Genomic DNA, 17,367 nt, shown 5'->3' on the forward strand with positions numbered 1-17,367 from the left:
TAAGGAATTCGCATGGATCAAACCTCGACCTCCCACGCGCGCCCTGTGGAGCGTGAGTTCAGTCCGCGTGCGGTCATCACGGGGATCGTGCTCGGTATCCTCCTGACGCCCTCCAATGTCTATGCGGGATTGAAGATCGGCTGGTCGTTCAACATGTCGATCATTGCCTTGCTGGTCGGCTACGGGGTCTGGCAAGGCCTGGCCAAGCGCTCGGCGGTCGGGTTGCCCTGGACCCTGCACGAAAGCAACATCAACCAGACCGTGGCGTCCGCCGCGGCGTCGATCATTTCTGGCGGTTTGGTGGCGCCGATCCCGGCGTACACCTTGCTCACCGGCCAGCAGCTCGACGCGTTGCCGATGGTCGCGTGGGTGTTTTCAGTGAGCTTCCTCGGCATCTGGATCGCCTGGTACCTGCGGCCCTCGTTGCTCAACGACAAGGCCCTGAGGTTTCCCGAGGGCATGGCGACCCTGGAAACCCTGCTGCATATCTACAACCATGGCCACGAAGCGGCGACGCGCCTGAAGGTGTTGCTTGGCGCGACGCTGCTGTCCGGGTTGGCCAAGTGGGTCGACAGTTTCGTCTGGGCCATTCCACGCTGGTCCCCGAGCGCCCAGTTGGAGCGGCTGACCTTCACCGCTGATCCTTCGCTGTTGCTGGTGGGGTTTGGCGGCATCATCGGCATCCGTGTCGGCCTGACCCTGTTGCTCGGCGCGCTGTTGGCGTGGGGCGGGTTGGCGCCGTGGCTGTTGGTAAATGGCCTGGTGCAGTTACCGCCCGGCAGCAACGGCCCGCAATTCGCCGTGCTGGTGGAGTGGCTGCTGTGGCCCGGCGTGAGCCTGATGGTCTGCTCGACCCTGGCTTCCCTGGCGATTCGCCTGTGGGCCCTGCACGCATCCACCAGGGCCAGCGGCGGGACAACCTGGGCGATTCCCAAGGCCGGGCCCGCCGTTGGGTTTTTGCTGGCGATCGTCCTGGTGGTCAGCCTGCAAGCGATGTTGTTTGGCATCAATCCGTGGATGGCGTTGCTGACCATTCCCTTGGCGATCTGCCTGGCGGCGGTGGCGGCTCGGGTGGTCGGCGCCACGGGCATTCCACCCATCGGCGCCATCGGGCAATTGTCCCAGTTGAGCTTCGGCATCGTCGCGCCGGGGCAGGTGCCGATCAACCTGATGAGCGCCAATACCGCCGGTGGTTCGGCCGGGCAATGCACGGACTTGATGAATGATTTCAAGGTCGGCCGGGCGATCGGCGCGACGCCGCGCAAGCAATTGCTGGCCCAGACGCTGGGGATTTTCATCGGCAGTATCGTCGGCGTGCTCGCTTACCTGGCGCTGATCCCCGACCCGCAAACCATGCTGCTCACCGAAGAATGGCCGGCCCCGGCGGTCGCTACTTGGAAGGCCGTGGCGCAAACCCTGACCCATGGCCTGGACTCGTTGTCGGCGAGCATCCGCTGGGCGATCTTCATCGGTGGTTTCGCCGGCTTGCTGCTGGGCATTCTCGACAGCCTCCTGCCGGCCCATCGCGCCCGCTACCTGCCGAGCACAGCGGCGTTGGGCCTGGCGTTTGTCCTGCCGGCCTCGGTGTCGCTGATGATGGCCCTCGGCGCCGTGCTCACCTGGCTGGTGAGCTGCCGCTGGCCGAGCCTCACCGAACGCTTTGCGATCACCGCTGCGGCCGGGTTGATCGCCGGGGAGAGCATCACCGGGGTGGGGGCGTCGTTGTGGGAAATGCTCGGGAATCTCTGAGCGCGGCAAACGCCGCTCATGTCCACCGAAGGCCCGGCAGCGTCCAGTCGGGCGCGACGCCTATTCATGTGAATTCCGGCAACAGTGTTTGTCCCGGCGCTCCATTTTTAGCCCGTGGCGCAGTTCATATCATCGTCTCCAGGCCGCCAGCAATCAGGCTGATGCGGTCCACTCAACTTGACGGTGACTACCATGAACATGAAGAAAATTGCGTTGGTTCTGCTGCTTGGCGGCTTGGGTGCCCATGCCTATGCGCAGACGAGTCAGGACCCTGCGGTCGAGACCTACGACTATTCGACGAAGCTCGACATCCAGCACGTCATTTCGATCACCGAACCGGCAAATGAATGCGCACCGGTGCCGGTCCGGATGACCTATGAAGATTCCCATGGCGAGCGGCATGTCCTGCAGTATCAGACGATGGGCACTGGCTGCTCCAATTGAGTCCGACACAGGCGATGGAGGGTCGACACTCCAGCGCTGTGACGCTCAGGCGATTTTCGCGCCCGCGATCCGTTCATCCGCTGCGAGCATGTCCGGGATCGTTTGTTTGAGGAACGCCACCCACGTCCTGATTTTCGCATCGACGAACTTGCGCGACGGATAGATCGCGAACAGGTTCAACTCCTCCAGCCGGTACTCCGGCAACACCCTTGTCAACGTGCCCGACTCCAGGCCGCTCACCGCCGACGCTATCGGCTGAATGCCGATCCCCATGCCTTTCTTGATCGCGATGGTCATGCCGTCGGCCGTATTGATGTGGAAGGGTGAAACAGGCACGGTGATGGTTTCCACGCCTTGCGGACCTTCAAACACCCAATGTTCAGCTGGCATGACCGTATTGACGATGCGCAGGCACGCATGTTCGCCGAGCGCCGTAGGTGTCTGCGGACAACCATGCTTTTGCAGATAGGCCGGCGAAGCACAGAGAATGCTATAGGTGATGCCCAGGCGCTGGGCGACAAAACCGGAGTCCGGCAGGTCACGCGCCAGCACGATGGACATGTCGTAGCCTTCTTCCAGCAAATCGGGGACGCGGTTGGTCAAGGTCAGGTCGAACATCACCGAAGGGTACGTTTGCTGGTATCGAGCGATGGCATCGATGACGTAGTGGTTGCCGATGGCCGACATGGCATGGACCTTCAAACGACCGGTGGGCCGCGTCTGGGCCACCGCGGCTTCGTCGTCGGCTTCGCGCACGTCATCGAGGATCTTTTCACAGCGTTCCAGGTAACGTACACCGGCCTCGGTGAGGGCGAGGCGGCGCGTGGTGCGGTTGATCAGGCGCGTGTGCAAGCGCGCTTCCAGGGCGGAGACGGCTTTGGAGACGTTGGTGGTGTTGGTGTCCAATAGCTCGGCGGCAGCGGTGAAACTGCCGCTTTGGGCTACGGCGATGAAAAAACGCATGCTCTGGAAAACGTCCATCGTGTCGTCCCGGGGCTCAGGCTGGTGAGAGTATAGGGGCGCCCCTGGCCGGAAGCGCCCCGTTTGTGCGTGTCACGGTTTACGCGGGATGAACCCAGGTACGCCGGTTTCAACCACGGAGTTGAATCGAACCCGCGTGGTGATCTCTTCCTTGATTTCATGCATCGCCCGGTGTGGCAGTGTCGCCAGGTCGAAGTTTTCCCGGATATGGCTTGGCGTGGCCGAGGTGGTCAGGAACGCGGTGCCGCGCTGCACGGCCCAAGCCAGGGCCACTTGCGCCGGGGTCTTTTGTACGCGGCGGGCGATGCCGGTGATCACCGGTTCCTCGAGCACGTTCGGTTCCATGCCGTGCCCAAGCGGTGCGAAGGCCAGCAGGATGATCCCGTGTTGTCGGCAGAACTCCAGCATTTCCCATTCCGGCAGGTACGGGTGCGATTCGATCTGCACGACGGACGGTTTGATCCGCGCGGCCGCGACAATCGTCTTCAAGGCATCCAGAGTGATATCCGACAAACCGATCGACTTGCAACGGCCTTCGTCCACCAGGCTTTCCAGGGCCCGCCATGTATCGAGCAAGGTGATTTCGCGGTCGTAGATGACGTGCCCGTAGACATCCCGTGGATCTTGATCATCACCGGGCTGGAACGCGAACGGCGTATGGATCAGGTAGCAATCGATGTAGTCGACCTGCAGGCGTTGAAGGCTCGCTTCGAAGGCCGGTTTGACACGCTCCGGACGGTGATTGGTGTTCCACAGCTTGGTGGTGACGAACAGGTCTTCGCGACGAACAGTGCCGGCAGCCAGCACCTCGTGAAAGGCCACGCCGATCTTTTCTTCGTTGCGATAGCGCTCAGCGCAGTCGAAGTGGCGGAACCCGGTCTGCAATGCGCATCTGACCGCCTCGGTGGTGGTGGCCAGGTCGCGCATCAAGGTGCCGAAACCCACGGCGGGCATGGCGCCCGCGCCGTTGTTCAAGGGAATTCGGGTGGTGATGAGTTCATCGTGGAAAGCTTCGTAGGTCATTTCATTGCTCCGGTGTCGCGCACTACAGCGGTTTAGGTTGATGGGTTGCTCGTTCGGCAAATGCCTGTTCGAACACCCCGACGGAGTTGCCGCCCAGCGCCACGAACAACTGCACCGAGTCGAGATGGCGTGCGGTCTTCACGCGGATCTGGCCAAGCAGGGCTTGCTCATAGGCGCGTTCGGCTTCGAGCACTTGCAGGAGGCTGTTTTCGCCCTGTGCGTAGGCTTGCTGGTTCAGGCGCAAGCTGGTTTCGGCGGCACGCAAGGCGTCGTCCTGGGCCTCGTTTTGTTCGGCGCCATGGTTGATGGCTTGCAAGGTGTCCGCGATCTGGCCGAACGATTGAATGACCGTCTGGCGATAGCGGGCGAGGGCGGCGTCGTAGCCGTCGGCCGAGGCCTGGCGTTCAGCCTTGAGCGTGCCCCCGTTGAAGAGCGGCGCGCTCAGCCCGGCGGCGAAGCCCCACAGCGCGGCGCCGCCATTGCCGGACGCGGCTTGCGCCAGCGAGGCGGACAATTCCACGCGGGGGTACAGATTGGCGGTTGCGACGCCCACGGCCGCGCTGGCGATGCGCAGTTCGGATTCGGCTTGCAGGATGTCCGGTCGAGCGCGGGCCATTTCCGAGGGCAGGCTGACGGGAATGGCCGAAGGCAGGACAAACTCGTCCAAGGCAAAATCCGGCGCGATCCAGTCCGCCGGGCCTTTGCCAGCCAGGACCGACAATGCGTGCCGCGCCGCATCGCGCTGTTGGGCGAGGGGCGGCAGCTGCGTGCGGTCCTGGGCCAGCCGGGTCTCGGCCAGCGAGACGTCGACCCGCGTAAGGGTGCCATTGCGCTGGGCGATCCGTGCCAGGTCGAGGTTCTTCCCGTCGATCGCCAGGAGGTGCTCAACCGCAGTCATCTGCGCATTGGCCGACGCCAGCAACAGCGCCTGCCTGGCCACCTCACCGGTGAGGGTGAGATAGGCGGCTTCAAACCGATGCTTTTGCAGATCGGCCAATGCCTGTTGCCCTTCAACCGCCCGCTTGTTGCCACCGAATATGTCGAGGTCAAAGGTTACCCGTGGCCCAATCGAATAGAAATTCGACACGCTCGGCTGCGGCCCGTTGTGGGTACGCTGGCGTCCGGCCTGGGCGACCAGAGCCACCTGCGGATACAGCGCGCCTTCAGAGGCTGCGACAAGCGCAGTGGCCTGGCGAATAGTCGCATCAGCGGCGACCAGCTCGAGATTGCCTTCGACGACCCGGCGCATCAGTTGATCAAGCTTTGGCGAACGAAGGGCCGTCCACCAATCGCCATCGAGACGCTTGCCCATGTCGAAACGCTGGGCGCCAGGCGTTGTCGCTGGCTGTTCGGCCTGTTGGTCGTAATGCGCCGACGCGCGGGTATCGGGACGCATGAAATCCGGACCAACCGTACAGGCGGACAGCACGGCCAGCATCGCCAGTGCGGAGGCCCCGATGGTTGCGGTAGTCAAGGTGGAGCGGGTGAAGCGCATGAACCATTTCATTTCCAGACTCCACATTTATCAGTTCGCCGGGACAGGTTTGCGTAGCAGAAGGACCAGCGGGCTCACGACAAGCATCGCCACCAACAGGATCTTGAATTGGCCCATCACGGCGACGAACGCGGCCTGATGGGTCACCAGGTGGTTGAGGCCTTCGAGCGCCGGCAGCGACGTCGGCAACGCCACGCGATAGGGCGCCAAACCGCTGGCCAGCGCGGCATGCATGGCCTGGGTGTTGTTGAAGAAGAACGTCTGCACCACGGCTACGCCAAGCGTGCTGCCATAGACGCGCATCAGGTTGAACAGGCCAGTGGCCTCCGGGCGCAATGTCGGATCGAGAGTGCTGAAGGCGACCTTGCTCAGCGCGGGCATCAAGATGCCGAGGCCGATGCCCTGGATGAACCCGGTGACCGTGACGGGCACCCAATCCATCAGCGGCGAATAGCCGAGCATCAACCAATTGGCGTAGGCCACCAGGGCAATGCCAATGGCGATAAACGCTCGCGCATCGATCCAGGCGGGTGCACGTCCCATCAGCAAGAACGCGCCCACCAGCGCGATGCCGCGCGGGACGGTGAGCACGCCTGTCGTGTCCGGCGGGTAGCCGAGGATCTCGTCGAGCATCGGTGAGGTCAGCGCCATGGTCGACAGCAACACGAACCCGAGGGCGAAGAACATCACGGTCGAGAGCATGAAGTTGCGGTCGCGGAACAAGCCTTTGCTCAGGTAATGCACCCGGGCGGTCAGCACATGGACGACGAACAGGTACAGGCCGAGCGCGCTGGCGAGCGCTTCGACCCAGATTTCCGGGGAGTCGAACCAGTCCAGGCGTTCGCCACGGTCGAGCAGCATCTGCAGCGCGATCAGGCCCAACGTGAAGGTGCCGAAACCGAAGAAATCGAAGGGCGGACGCTGCCCGGCTTTTTTCTCGGCCAGCAACAATGTCACCACCATGAAGACCCACGCCGTCAGCGGCAGGCTAAGGTAGAACATCGGGCGCCAATCGAAATGCTCGGCGATCCAGCCGCCAATGGCAGGGCCGCTGACGATGCCGAAGAGCACCAGCGCCGTCCATTTCGGCCCGAACGCGGCGCGCTTTTCGGCGGGCAGGGTGTCGAGCGCAATCGCCATCGACAACGGTGCCAATACGCCGCTCGCCAAGCCTTGCAGCAGGCGCGCGCCGACGAACGCCAGCGGCGTGTCGGCCTGCGTACCGAGCCACAAACCGAGGGCGAACAACCCGAGCGCCGTCTGATAGACGCGTTTGAGACCAAAACTGGCCGCCAACCACTGCGCGACCGGCATAGTGATGGCGCTGGCGGCCAGGTACGCCGTAAAGATCCAGCCCGCCTGATCGTCGGTCATCGAAAGGCTGCCCTGGATCAGGCGCAATGCGGCATTCGGCAACGGCAGGTTCACCGATTGAAGGTAAGTGACGAGCAGGGCCGCGAACCTCAACGAGCGCGCGTCAGCAATCTGGCTGGCGTTCATCAGGCGTCACCCGCGGCAAACAACGATTTGAGCGGATGCCACCACGGCGTACGGTGCCCGGTGTCGACCTTGACCGTGGCGCTGGTGCCGGAGAACAGCGGCAGGGAAGGGTTGGCCTCGTCCAGCTCGAGACGGACCGGAATCCGTTGCACCACTTTTACCCAGTTTCCGGTGGCGTTTTCGGGTGGCAACAGCGCGAAGTCGGCACCCGCTCCGGGGCTCATGCTGACCACGTGCGCCTTGAATCGACGGTCCGGATAGAGATCCAGGGTGATGGTCGCGGTTTGGCCGGGGCGCATATGCGTCAGCTGCGTCTCGCGAAAGTTCGCTTCGATCCAGGCGTCCCGATTGGCTATCAGCGCGAACGTGGGAGTCCCGTTGTTGACGTAGTTGCCGATCTGCAGGTCGTCGACTTTGGCGACGATGCCGTCGTCGGGGGCCCTTACCGTCGCATAGGACAGGTTGAGTTGCGCCTCATCGAGCTGGGCCTTGGCCTCGCGCACGGCCGGATGCCGGTCGATGGCCAGGTCCGGGTCGCCATTGAGGGCGACGACGGTGCCGGCGATCTGTTGCTCGGTGGAAGCGATGCGTTGGCGGGATATTTTAAGGTCCGTTTCGGCACGCTCGTAGAGCGCCCGCGATACAAACTCGGTGGCGACCAGCGCTTTTTTGCGGGCCAGCTCCTTCTGGTCATAGTCAGCCGACGCCTTCGCCGATTGCAGCTCGGCCTGTTGTTGACGGTAGTTTGCCTTGAGCGCATCGATACGCAGGCGAGCAGTGCTCAGTTGCGCTTCGGCCCGGTCAACGGCGATCTGGTAGGGCGCGGGGTCGATTCGAAACAGCACCTGTCCCTTGGTCACCCGTTGATTGTCGTCGACGGCAATCTCGATGACCTGTCCGGAGATGCGTGCGTTGATTGAGGCCTTGGGCACGCGAGCATAGGCGTTGTCGGTGGTGACAAACGGTTCCTGGGCGATGTATTGGCCATAGCCAATGGCGGCGAAAAGCGCGGGGACGCCCGCCATAAGCAGGGGGCGCAGTGTTTGCCTGAAGGATTTTCTCGGCGACGCCTCGACCGGATTCGGTGCCTGAGTTGCGCTGCCGGGTGTGGCTGGAAGATCGAATTGCCTGGTCATGATCGATGCACCCTTGATCCGGAAAGGGGGCCGACCTGGCGAAATCGCTCGCGGCCCCGACGTCATTGATAGCTGTGAGTCATCACATCCATGTGCGGTGGGGAGGATCGCTCCGTACCGCTGTTTCGTCGTCGTCAGACCCGATTCGAGCGCTGCTGCAACAAGGCTGCGATCAAGGAATTTCTGGTTCCTTAATTTTGTGCGATGATGTAAGAATATAAGCGACATCACCTTCACGCAAGGAATTTGTACGAGATGGCACAAAATAAACCGACAGAAGGGAAAGGCCGCGGTCGCCCACGCGCCTATGACCCGCAAACTGCGTTGCAGCAAGCGCTTGGGGTGTTCTGGAATACCGGGTATTCCGCAGCATCACTGGACAGCATCGCCAGTGCGGCGGGGATGAATCGACCAAGCCTCTATGCGGCCTTCGGCGATAAACATGCGATTTACATCAAAGCGCTCGACCAATATTGGGAAACGGCGCACACGGCCATGCAGGACGCGTTGACTGACAGCACGCTGACGCTTGAACAAGCATTGACACGGTTCTACGAGGGGCAACTGGCGATCTATTTTTCCGGCGATGGCCAGCCGCGTGGCTGCTTCGCGATTGGTACGGCGACGACCGAAGCCGTCGAGGATCCGGAAATCCGTCAGGTGCTGTCCCAGCGGTTGAGCCAACTTGACGCCGATCTCCAGGCCCGCCTGCACCTCGCTGTCGACTCGGGTGATTTAGAGAACGATGTCGATCTGACGGCCCTTGCGGTGCTCGCTTCCTCGCTCTTGCATAGCATCTCGATCCGCGCGCGGGCGGGCAAATCCCGTGAGGAGTTGACCGGGCTTGCGCGCGCCGCCATCAGCCTCATATGCGGCCGGGCAGCCTGATGCCAGGCCTCGAAGACATCCTCGCCGAAAATCTGGCGGTGGTGTTCTGCGGGATCAACCCTGGCCTGATGGCGGCAGACCAGGGGCATCACTTTGCCGGTCGAGGCAATCGTTTCTGGCCCACGCTTCACCTCGCCGGATTCACCCCGCAGATCGTGCAGCCGGAGAACGATCGGTCAATCCTGCAATACCGTTGTGGCTTGACCACCGTGGTCGAGCGGCCGACGGCGCGGGCGGACCAACTGTCCGTCAGTGAATTCACTTCGGTGGCGGCGAGCTTCGAACAGAAGATTCTCCGCCATGAACCCCGCTGCCTGGCGTTCCTGGGTAAGTCGGCCTACGCCGGGTTGGTGCGAAAAAAGCACGTGGCATGGGGGCGCCAGGCGCAAGCATTCGGCGGCGCCGAGGTCTGGGTCTTGCCCAACCCCAGCGGACGCAACCGGGCGTTCACGCTGGGGCAGTTGGTGGCGGCGTATCGGGCGCTGTACCAGGCGATGCAATACCAGGCCCCGTCATGATTAGATCGCGTCAGTTGCTTTTCTGCCGTGGCGGATTGTCTTGGCGGTAAGTGTGATCAGGGTCGATAACCAGTTGCTTGACCTGATTGTCGAGTTCTTTGCTGTGATAAAGATCGAGGCATTTGAGCAGCTCGAAGCGGACGCCTGGACGTTCCGATTCCACCATAGGATTGCGATAATCACGGGCCAGGAATTGATCGATCAACGGTTTGCCGACCTGGGGCGCTTGCTCAAGGTCGAAATACGTCCAGTCCATCAGCGCACTGGCGCTACTACCAGCATCCTGGGCCGCGTCAGGTTCACCTTTGTAGGCTGTCGCGATGCAGTCCGCCAATACCATGTCCTTGTAGTTTTGCGCGTAGGTGCGTCCGCCTGCCTGTGGGGAATCGCTTGGTCCATCCTTGGCCCAATTCGCGCCAGGCGCGATTGCCCAGGCCGATAACAGGAGTGCGGTGAAGGCTTTCATCACGGCAAGCTCCAGAAGTTTGCCTGGTCGGTTTTATAGTTCACGCCCGGTTCATTGAAATAGCAGTGGTCATAACACATCCTGCCGTCAAACAACGTGGCGTGGCCCTTGGCGTCATCCCAACCGGAGATCTCAAACAGGATAAGCCCCTTCTTCCCTGCGAGGGTGCCGCCATCCGCAGCCGGATACTTGACCGTCTCGGCACGTCCCCACTGCTGTTCCAGGTAGGAAATCAAATCCTTGACGAGGTGGAAATACCAACGCTTGTCGGCACCCGATACGGTTTTTCCCCGTATATGCGGGATAAGTGATCCGGAGTAATTGAGGATGTAGCTCATGCGAACCGCACAAGTGTTGACCCACCTGGCGGTCGGGTGGCTGCTGTTGATGTTCAGGGCGACGTTGCCCCCGATAATTGTCGCAACTTTTTCAGATGGATTGATGGGGTCGTAGATCCGTTGCGAGGCCGCCCACGCGCTGGAAAAGGAGGGTCGAATCATGATTCATCCTTGGTTTCAGGCAGCATACGGCTGCGGTTGGTCCTTTGCTGAAACGAAAGATAGCCCCAAATAGCCGGATCATCAAAGGCCGCTGTCCATGACTTCATCTGGTTGCGGAAGGACAGCGTGCCTGTTCATCAATGATCAATGAGAATGCCGCGGCTCCCCGCTGCGGGCAATCACCCTCAGGTGCAACGTGGCCGGTTCCAGGCAGCCGCCAGTGGACAGTTGCCCGACCAGTTGCCGATAAAGTTCCTGCCAGGGCGTTTGCGAGGGCGGGATGTTTGGCGTCCACGCGAGGCGGCGCCGTTCCATTTCGGCCTCGTCCACCAGCAGGTTCACGGTGCGGGTGTTCAGGTCTACTTTCAGCCGATCATTGGTCTGCAGCAGCGCCAGGCCGCCGCCAACGGCGGCTTCCGGTGACATGTTTAGGATCGACGGGCTCGCCGAGGTACCGCTCTGGCGACCATCGCCCAGGCAGGGCAGGGAGTCGATGCCGCGCTTGATCAGTGCCGCCGGCGGGGCCATGTTCACCACCTCGGCGCTGCCGGGGTAGCCGACGGTGCCGGCGCCGCGGATGACCAGGATGCAGCGCTCGTCGATGTCCAGCGCCGGGTCGTCGATGCGCGCGTGGTAGTCCTCCGGCCCTTCGAATACGATGGCCCGCGCTTCGAAACTGTTCTCGGCACCGGGCTCGGACAGGTAGGTCTTGCGGAACGCTTCACCCACCACCGACATCTTCATGATCGCGCTGTCGAAGAAATTGCCGCTAAGCACGATGAAACCGGCGCGGTGCTTGAGCGGGGTTTCGAAGGGATGGATGACGTCGGCGTCGCAGGTCAGGCTGCCGCTGACGATCTCACCGATGGTCTTGCCGCTGACCGTGGCGCAACCCTCGTGCAGGCGGCCGGCCTTTTGCAGTTCATGCATGACCGCAGGCACGCCGCCGGCGCGGTGAAAGCCTTCACCGAGGTATTTGCCGGCGGGCATGCAGTTGACCAACAACGGCACGTCCTCGCCGATCTTTTGCCAGTCGTCCAGGCTCAACTCGACGCCCATGTGCCGGGCAATGGCGATCAGGTGCGGCGGGCAGTTGCTCGATGCGCCAAGTGCCGAGGCGACAGCGATAGCGTTCTCGAATGCCTCGCGGGTCATGATCTGGGACGGGCGCACGTCCTGGCGCACCAGTTCGCAGATGCGCTTGCCGGTGGCGTAGGCCATCTGCCCGCGCTCGCGATACGGCGCTGGAATGCTCGCGCAACCGGGCAGCGACATGCCCAGGGCTTCGGCCAGCGCATTCATCGACAGGGCGGTGCCCATGGTGTTGCAGTGACCGACGGAGGGCGAGGCCGCCGTGGTCATTTCCATGAAGCCTTCGTAATTGATTTCGCCCGCGGCCATCAGGTTGCGTGCATGCCAGAGCACCGTGCCGGAGCCGATCAGCTCGCCTTTGTGACGGCCGTCGAGCATCGGCCCGCCGGACAGCACGATCGACGGCAGGTCGGTGGTCGCCGCCGCCATCAAGCAGGCGGGGGTGGTCTTGTCGCAACCGGTGGTGAGGACTACGCCGTCCAGCGGATAACCGTGGAGGATTTCCACCAGTCCCAGATACGCCAGGTTGCGGTCCAGCGCCGCGGTGGGCCGGCGCGATTGTTCGGCGATGGGGTGCACCGGGAATTCCATGGGGATGCCGCCGGCGTCACGGATACCGGCCTTGACCCGTTGGGCCAGTTCCAGGTGATGACGGTTGCAGGGCGTCAGGTCGCTGCCGGTCTGGGCGATGCCGATGATGGGTCGTCCCGATTGCAGCTCTTCGCGGGTCATCCCGTAGTTCATGTAGCGTTCTACATACAGCGCGGTCATATCTGCGTGGGCCGGGTCGTTGAACCATTGCTCGCTGCGCAGGCGGCGTTTTGGCGTGTCACTCATGATTCATGTCTCTCTTGTAATTGGATGAATCGACGATCGGTCGGGCTCAGCGGTCGAGCAGTCCTCGTGCGGCAAGATTACGCAACAGGGCGCCGACACCGAAGGTCCAGGGCGCGGCGCTGCAGCTGTGGGTCACCTGATTATGCAGGCTGCCCAGCAGCGGGCTGCTGATGCTGACCCGGTCACCCAGTTTATGGGTGAAACCGCTGCCGGCATGATCACGGTCCTCGGTGGGGGCGAACAGGGTACCGAGAAACAGCAGGAAGCCATCCGGGTATTGATGGTTGGCGTTGAGCGTCTGGCCGGCCAAGTCTTGCGGGTCGCGGCTGATCTGGCTCATGGAGCTGCAACCGTGCAGGCGATAACCGTCTTCGCCCTGTACCTGCAGATCGACTTCGCAGGCGCGCACGTCGTCCAGGCTGAAATGCTCGTCGAACAGGCGAATGAACGGCCCGATGGCGCACGACGCATTGTTGTCCTTGGCCTTGCTCAGCAACAGCGCGCTGCGACCTTCGATGTCCCGCAGGTTGACGTCGTTGCCCAGGGTGGCGCCGTGGATCTGGCCACGGCTGTCCACCGCCAGCACCACTTCCGGCTCCGGGTTGTTCCATTGCGAGGCCGGATGAATGCCGATCTGGCTGCCGCTGCCCACGGCGGCCAGGACCGGCGCCTTGGTGAAGATTTCCGCGTCCGGGCCGATGCCGACTTCCAGGTATTGCGACCACATGCCTTGCTCGATGAGGTAGGCCTTGAGGCGCATGGCTTGCTCGGAACCCGGCACGATCGAGCGCAGGTTGTCGCCAATCACATTGTGGACCGTGGCGCGTACCGCTTCGGCCCGGGCCGCGTCGCCGCCGGCCTGTTCTTCGATGACCCGTTCGATCATGCTCGCCGCGAAGGTCACGCCGGCGGCCTTGATCACCTGCAGATCCAGCGGCGGCAGCAGAAACGGCTTGGCCGGATCAGCGTGCGGACCGGTGTTGGCCAACAGGTCTTCGATGCTGGCGAGGAAGGTGCCCGGTGCCTGGCGCGCCGCCGCGAGGGGCGAGGGGGTTTCCAGCAAATCACTCAAGGTCGCGAAATGCTCCGACAGGTCAAACACGCCGTCACTGCGCAACACGATCGGCGAAGGCCCGGCGATCCGCCCCGGGACCCAGGCGCGACCAATCAGAGTTCCGGCCACGCCATCGACCGGCAGGGTGTTCACGGGAGTAAGCAATAGCGACATGGACAGGCTTCCTGGTTCGTAAAGCCTTCACGCTAGGGCGCGTTGTCGATGAACTCCAATGAGATATATTCAGTATCTGATAACGTCCGGTTATTGCGCCGCCGAGGAATGCCCATGTCCGATCTGTCCTTTTCCAGCTTTTGCGGCTGGCTCAAGTTTCGCCACCTGCTGTTGATCGACACGTTGGGCCGCACTTGCAACATGCATTTGGCGGCCGAGCAGATGAACCTTAGCCAGCCGGCCGTGAGTAAGATGCTCAAGGAAATCGAAAGCCTGCTCGGCTTCGCCCTGTTCGAGCGCCGCCCGCGCAGCATGCCGCCTACCGCCCTGGGTGAACACGTGCTGCGCTACGCGCAAATCGCCCTGAATGATGCCCGTTCGTTCGTCGAGCAGATCAGCAGCCTGCGCGAGGGCGGCCACGGCTACCTCAAGGTCGGCGGTATTTTCGCTGCGACAGCGGTGGCCTTGCCCGAGGCGATCTTGCAGATCAAGCAACGCTGGCCGCTGCTGTCCATCGAGGTGGTGGAGCAGACCAGCAATCACTTGATGAAGATGCTGGAAGAGAAAAAGCTCGACCTGGCCGTGGCGCGTTTCACCGACCAAAGCCAGCAGCAGCGCTACGACTTCCAACCCCTGGCGCCCGAGCCGTTCTGCATCGTGGTCAATGATCGTCATCCGCTGGCAGACGCCGGGCCGACGTCCTTGCAGCAACTGGTGGATTTGCCGTGGATTCTCTACCCGGTCGGCACGCCGATTCGTGCACGTATGGAACTGGCGTTCGCCGAAGCGGGGGTGGGCATGCCGCGCAATACCATCGACACGATTTCCATGCAGACGTTTCTGCAGGTCCTGCAACGCGGGCCCATGATCGGCATGTTGCCCAACGCCATGGTCGATCCACTGCTCGAAAGCGGCCAGCTCAAGACCCTCGACACGCCGCTGCACCTGGTGCCGCAGGACTACGGCATCCTCACCCGCAAGAACGAGCCGCTCGTGGGCGCGGCGCTGGAGTTTGCCGAGATCCTCAAGGACAACGCCCGGCTGAGTCGTTGAATGTGCCGCACCCTTCGCGAGCAGGCTCGCTCCCACACGGTCATCTGTACACCAGCGATCCTTTGTGGGAGCGAGCCTGCTCCGGGCGGCGATCCGACGAAGGCGGCGGGCCTGTGTGCACTGCACCCGTGGCGAGGGAGCTTGCTCCCGCTGGGCTACGCAGTAGCCCCCTTCGATTTCTGATAACACTGGGTTATCAACTAATCCAAAAATGCCATTGGGAAAGAATCGCTTCCCGACAGTAGAGTCCTCGTTCAATCGCCGGATGACTCGCTCATTCGACGTGACCCAATAAAAACAATCAGGGGTTACCTCATGCAAACCATCTCCGAGCATTTGCCCGCCCAGGCGCAAGCCGGCGAACTCGATTTCGAGGACCGGACCTATCGCAAGGTGATCTGGCGAATTCTGCCGGTCCTGCTGTTGTGCTACATGGCGGCCTACCTCGACCGGGTGAACATCGGTTTTGCCAAGCTCGACATGCTCAACGAGCTGCAATTCAGCAACACCGTGTACGCCTTGGGCGCCAGCATGTTTTTCTGGGGCTATTTCCTGTTCGAAGTGCCCAGCAACCTGTTGCTGCATCGCTTCGGTGCGCGGTTCTGGATCGCCCGGATCATGCTCAGTTGGGCGGTCATCTCCATGGCGGTGGCCTACACCGTGCCGCTGGCGGCGTTCTTCCACATCGAATCGAGCACGATGTTCTATGTGCTGCGTTTCCTGCTGGGGATCTGCGAAGCGGGCTTTTTTCCTGGCGTGATTCTCTACCTCAACTATTGGTTCCCGACCCACCGGCAGAGCCGCGTGATGTCCGGATTCCTGTTGGCGTTGCCGGTCAGCCTGACCCTCGGTGGCATATTGTCCGGCTGGTTGATGAACAGCATGCAGGGCGTGCACGGCCTGTCGGGCTGGCAGTGGATGCTGCTGATCGAAGGGATTCCGTCGATCATCATGGCGGTCGTGGTGGTGGTCTGCCTGGCCGACAACATCGACAAGGCCAAGTGGCTCTCGGCGGCGGAGAAAGCCATGCTCAAGGCCAATCTGCAAACCGATAACCACGGCAAGGCCACGCGGCTCGGCGAAGTGTTCTTCAACCCTCGGGTGTGGTTGCTGGTGCTGATCCTGCTGACGTTCAACACCGGTTTCTACGGCCTGGCGTTCTGGATGCCGTCGATCATCAAGAGCACCGGCATCACCAACAGCCTGCACATCGGTTTGCTTACCGCCATCCCGTACTCGGTGGCGGTGGTGGCAATGCTGCTCAACGCGCGGCATTCCAACCGCACCGGCGAACGACGCCTGCACGCGGCGATTCCAGCCTTCATCGGTGGCGTCGGGCTGATCCTCAGTGCGTTCTTTGCCGATAACCTGGTGCTCTCGGTGCTGTTCCTCAGTGTCTCCGCTTCGGGGATCCTCAGTCTGATGCCGATCTTCTGGACCTTGCCCGGCACCGTACTGTCAGGCGTCGCAGCCGCAGCGGGGATCGGCATGATCAACGCCATCGGCAACCTGTCTGGCTTCACCGGATCGATGATCACCGCCGTGGCTGAGACCCTCACAGGCAACATCAACAATGGTACCTATGTCCTGGCGCTGTGCCTGTTGGTCAGCGGCGGGTTGATCCTGGCCATCCCGGCCTCGATGCTCGGCCGGACACCGAAAAGCGCGGCCCCGGCAGCGCAATTGGAGACGGCATGAGCATGCAGAACAAGCGGGTACTGGTGACAGCGGCCGGACAGGGCATCGGCCTGGCGAGCGCGGTGGCCTTCGCCCAGGCTGGCGCCGAGGTGTTCGCCAGTGACATCGACACGCGCGCACTGGCGGGTATCGAAGGGGTGACCGCTATTACGCTAGATGTCACCTCGGCCAGCGCCATCGACGCGGCCCGCGAGCGAATCGGTGGTCTGGACGTGCTGTTCAACTGCGCAGGCTATGTGCACAGTGGCAACATCCTCGACTGTGACGAAGTGGCCTGGTCGCGTTCGATGGACCTGAACGTCACCGCCATGTACCGCATGATCCGCGCCTTCCTGCCGGGCATGTTGGCCCGTGGCGGTGGTTCGATCATCAACATGTCGTCGGTGGCTTCCAGCATCAAAGGCGTGCCCAACCGTTTCGCCTATGCTGCGAGCAAGGCAGCGGTGGTGGGGCTGACCAAATCCGTCGCCATCGACTTTGTCAGCCAGGGCATCCGCTGCAACGCGATCTGTCCCGGCACCGTGGATTCTCCGTCGCTGCGCCAGCGCATTGCCGACCAGGCCGCGCAACAGGGTGTCGAGGAGCAACAGGTCTACCGACAGTTTCTCGACCGCCAGCCGATGGGGCGCATTGGCAATACCCAGGAGATCGCGCAACTGGCGTTGTACCTGGGCAGCGACGCGTCGGCCTACACCACGGGCGCCGTGCACGTGATCGATGGCGGCATGAGCCTTTGAGTTTTCACTTGAACAGGAGCAC

16 protein-coding genes are annotated in these 17,367 nt (G+C 62.3%); 7 read left to right on the forward strand and 9 right to left on the reverse strand.

All coding sequences use genetic code 11. The features are described from left to right. The first annotated feature begins 12 nt into the window (after window positions 1-12). Window positions 13-1,749 (forward strand): OPT family oligopeptide transporter, encoded by a 1,737-nt coding sequence (locus FHK92_RS01125; protein ID WP_181286407.1) that lies wholly within the window; start codon window positions 13-15, stop codon window positions 1,747-1,749. Between the two features lie 192 nt (window positions 1,750-1,941). Continuing rightward, complete coding sequence (locus tag FHK92_RS01130) at window positions 1,942-2,193, forward strand: DUF2790 domain-containing protein (protein WP_181286408.1); 252 nt, start codon at window positions 1,942-1,944, stop codon at window positions 2,191-2,193. A gap of 45 nt (window positions 2,194-2,238) precedes the next feature. Here the strand turns inward: FHK92_RS01130 and FHK92_RS01135 are convergent, their stop codons facing one another. The 5 genes from FHK92_RS01135 to FHK92_RS01155 all read right to left on the reverse strand — a co-directional run bounded on the left by FHK92_RS01135 (window position 2,239) and on the right by FHK92_RS01155 (window position 8,328). Further along, on the reverse strand, window positions 2,239-3,174 hold the full coding sequence (locus tag FHK92_RS01135; RefSeq protein WP_181286409.1) for a LysR family transcriptional regulator: 936 nt from the start codon (window positions 3,172-3,174) through the stop codon (window positions 2,239-2,241). Between the two features lie 72 nt (window positions 3,175-3,246). Further along, window positions 3,247-4,197: an aldo/keto reductase gene (locus tag FHK92_RS01140; protein ID WP_181286410.1), complete on the reverse strand. Its 951-nt coding sequence runs from the start codon at window positions 4,195-4,197 to the stop codon at window positions 3,247-3,249. A 22-nt stretch (window positions 4,198-4,219) separates the two neighbouring features. After that, a complete protein-coding gene (locus FHK92_RS01145; RefSeq protein ID WP_181286411.1) occupies window positions 4,220-5,704 on the reverse strand; it encodes an efflux transporter outer membrane subunit in 1,485 nt (494 codons plus the stop codon). Between the two features lie 18 nt (window positions 5,705-5,722). Further along, window positions 5,723-7,192 carry a DHA2 family efflux MFS transporter permease subunit gene (locus FHK92_RS01150; RefSeq protein WP_181286412.1) on the reverse strand — a complete coding sequence of 490 codons (1,470 nt, stop codon included), beginning with the start codon at window positions 7,190-7,192 and terminating at the stop codon, window positions 5,723-5,725. Then, a complete protein-coding gene (locus FHK92_RS01155) occupies window positions 7,192-8,328 on the reverse strand; it encodes an HlyD family secretion protein (RefSeq protein ID WP_445758189.1) in 1,137 nt (378 codons plus the stop codon). Before FHK92_RS01155 ends, FHK92_RS01150 begins: the two co-directional genes overlap by 1 nt. Window positions 8,329-8,583: 255 nt before the next feature. On the opposite strand from FHK92_RS01155, the gene FHK92_RS01160 reads away from it, so the two are divergent. Together FHK92_RS01160 and mug are read left to right on the forward strand one after the other, a co-directional pair. After that, complete coding sequence (locus tag FHK92_RS01160; RefSeq protein ID WP_181286414.1) at window positions 8,584-9,216, forward strand: TetR/AcrR family transcriptional regulator; 633 nt, start codon at window positions 8,584-8,586, stop codon at window positions 9,214-9,216. Further along, window positions 9,216-9,734 carry a G/U mismatch-specific DNA glycosylase gene (gene mug / locus FHK92_RS01165; RefSeq protein ID WP_181286415.1) on the forward strand — a complete coding sequence of 173 codons (519 nt, stop codon included), beginning with the start codon at window positions 9,216-9,218 and terminating at the stop codon, window positions 9,732-9,734. The genes FHK92_RS01160 and mug overlap by 1 nt, the downstream gene beginning before the upstream one ends. A gap of 10 nt (window positions 9,735-9,744) precedes the next feature. Here mug and FHK92_RS01170 read toward each other — a convergent pair whose 3' ends face one another. From FHK92_RS01170 to FHK92_RS01185, 4 genes are all read right to left on the reverse strand, one after another. Then, window positions 9,745-10,200: a type VI secretion system amidase immunity protein Tai4 gene (locus FHK92_RS01170; protein ID WP_181286416.1), complete on the reverse strand. Its 456-nt coding sequence runs from the start codon at window positions 10,198-10,200 to the stop codon at window positions 9,745-9,747. Beyond that, the gene (locus FHK92_RS01175) at window positions 10,200-10,700 is read right to left on the reverse strand and encodes a type VI secretion system amidase effector protein Tae4 (protein ID WP_181286417.1); all 501 of its coding nucleotides are present in this window, start codon (window positions 10,698-10,700) and stop codon (window positions 10,200-10,202) included. The genes FHK92_RS01170 and FHK92_RS01175 overlap by 1 nt, the downstream gene beginning before the upstream one ends. Window positions 10,701-10,844: 144 nt before the next feature. Further along, complete coding sequence (locus FHK92_RS01180) at window positions 10,845-12,629, reverse strand: IlvD/Edd family dehydratase (RefSeq protein ID WP_181286418.1); 1,785 nt, start codon at window positions 12,627-12,629, stop codon at window positions 10,845-10,847. Window positions 12,630-12,675: 46 nt separating this feature from the next. Next, on the reverse strand, window positions 12,676-13,857 hold the full coding sequence (locus FHK92_RS01185) for a fumarylacetoacetate hydrolase family protein (protein ID WP_181286419.1): 1,182 nt from the start codon (window positions 13,855-13,857) through the stop codon (window positions 12,676-12,678). 114 nt (window positions 13,858-13,971) lie between these two features. On the opposite strand from FHK92_RS01185, the gene FHK92_RS01190 reads away from it, so the two are divergent. The 3 genes from FHK92_RS01190 to FHK92_RS01200 all read left to right on the forward strand — a co-directional run bounded on the left by FHK92_RS01190 (window position 13,972) and on the right by FHK92_RS01200 (window position 17,345). Continuing rightward, window positions 13,972-14,910 carry a LysR family transcriptional regulator gene (locus FHK92_RS01190; protein ID WP_181286420.1) on the forward strand — a complete coding sequence of 313 codons (939 nt, stop codon included), beginning with the start codon at window positions 13,972-13,974 and terminating at the stop codon, window positions 14,908-14,910. Window positions 14,911-15,225: 315 nt separating this feature from the next. After that, entirely contained in the window at window positions 15,226-16,608 is a 1,383-nt protein-coding gene (locus FHK92_RS01195) for an MFS transporter (protein WP_181286421.1), read from the forward strand. After that, entirely contained in the window at window positions 16,605-17,345 is a 741-nt protein-coding gene (locus FHK92_RS01200; protein ID WP_181286422.1) for an SDR family oxidoreductase, read from the forward strand. Before FHK92_RS01195 ends, FHK92_RS01200 begins: the two co-directional genes overlap by 4 nt. The last annotated feature ends 22 nt before the right edge of the window (window positions 17,346-17,367 follow it).

The organism is Pseudomonas brassicacearum subsp. neoaurantiaca (assembly GCF_013608025.1).
In the GTDB taxonomy this organism is placed as follows: domain Bacteria; phylum Pseudomonadota; class Gammaproteobacteria; order Pseudomonadales; family Pseudomonadaceae; genus Aquipseudomonas.

Excerpts from the sequence above, each read along its gene's own strand:
- FHK92_RS01185 (WP_181286419.1), bottom strand. The coding sequence starts at position 13,857 with ATGTCGCTATTGCTTACTCCCGTGAACACCCTGCCGGTCGATGGCGTG.
- FHK92_RS01155 (WP_445758189.1), bottom strand. The coding sequence starts at position 8,328 with ATGACCAGGCAATTCGATCTTCCAGCCACACCCGGCAGCGCAACTCAG.
- FHK92_RS01135 (WP_181286409.1), bottom strand. The coding sequence starts at position 3,174 with ATGGACGTTTTCCAGAGCATGCGTTTTTTCATCGCCGTAGCCCAAAGC.
- FHK92_RS01160 (WP_181286414.1), top strand. The coding sequence starts at position 8,584 with ATGGCACAAAATAAACCGACAGAAGGGAAAGGCCGCGGTCGCCCACGC.
- FHK92_RS01140 (WP_181286410.1), bottom strand. The coding sequence starts at position 4,197 with ATGACCTACGAAGCTTTCCACGATGAACTCATCACCACCCGAATTCCC.
- FHK92_RS01145 (WP_181286411.1), bottom strand. The coding sequence starts at position 5,704 with ATGAAATGGTTCATGCGCTTCACCCGCTCCACCTTGACTACCGCAACC.
- FHK92_RS01125 (WP_181286407.1), top strand. The coding sequence starts at position 13 with ATGGATCAAACCTCGACCTCCCACGCGCGCCCTGTGGAGCGTGAGTTC.
- mug (WP_181286415.1), top strand. The coding sequence starts at position 9,216 with ATGCCAGGCCTCGAAGACATCCTCGCCGAAAATCTGGCGGTGGTGTTC.
- FHK92_RS01170 (WP_181286416.1), bottom strand. The coding sequence starts at position 10,200 with ATGAAAGCCTTCACCGCACTCCTGTTATCGGCCTGGGCAATCGCGCCT.
- FHK92_RS01200 (WP_181286422.1), top strand. The coding sequence starts at position 16,605 with ATGAGCATGCAGAACAAGCGGGTACTGGTGACAGCGGCCGGACAGGGC.
- FHK92_RS01130 (WP_181286408.1), top strand. The coding sequence starts at position 1,942 with ATGAACATGAAGAAAATTGCGTTGGTTCTGCTGCTTGGCGGCTTGGGT.
- FHK92_RS01195 (WP_181286421.1), top strand. The coding sequence starts at position 15,226 with ATGCAAACCATCTCCGAGCATTTGCCCGCCCAGGCGCAAGCCGGCGAA.
- FHK92_RS01150 (WP_181286412.1), bottom strand. The coding sequence starts at position 7,192 with ATGAACGCCAGCCAGATTGCTGACGCGCGCTCGTTGAGGTTCGCGGCC.
- FHK92_RS01190 (WP_181286420.1), top strand. The coding sequence starts at position 13,972 with ATGTCCGATCTGTCCTTTTCCAGCTTTTGCGGCTGGCTCAAGTTTCGC.
- FHK92_RS01175 (WP_181286417.1), bottom strand. The coding sequence starts at position 10,700 with ATGATTCGACCCTCCTTTTCCAGCGCGTGGGCGGCCTCGCAACGGATC.
- FHK92_RS01180 (WP_181286418.1), bottom strand. The coding sequence starts at position 12,629 with ATGAGTGACACGCCAAAACGCCGCCTGCGCAGCGAGCAATGGTTCAAC.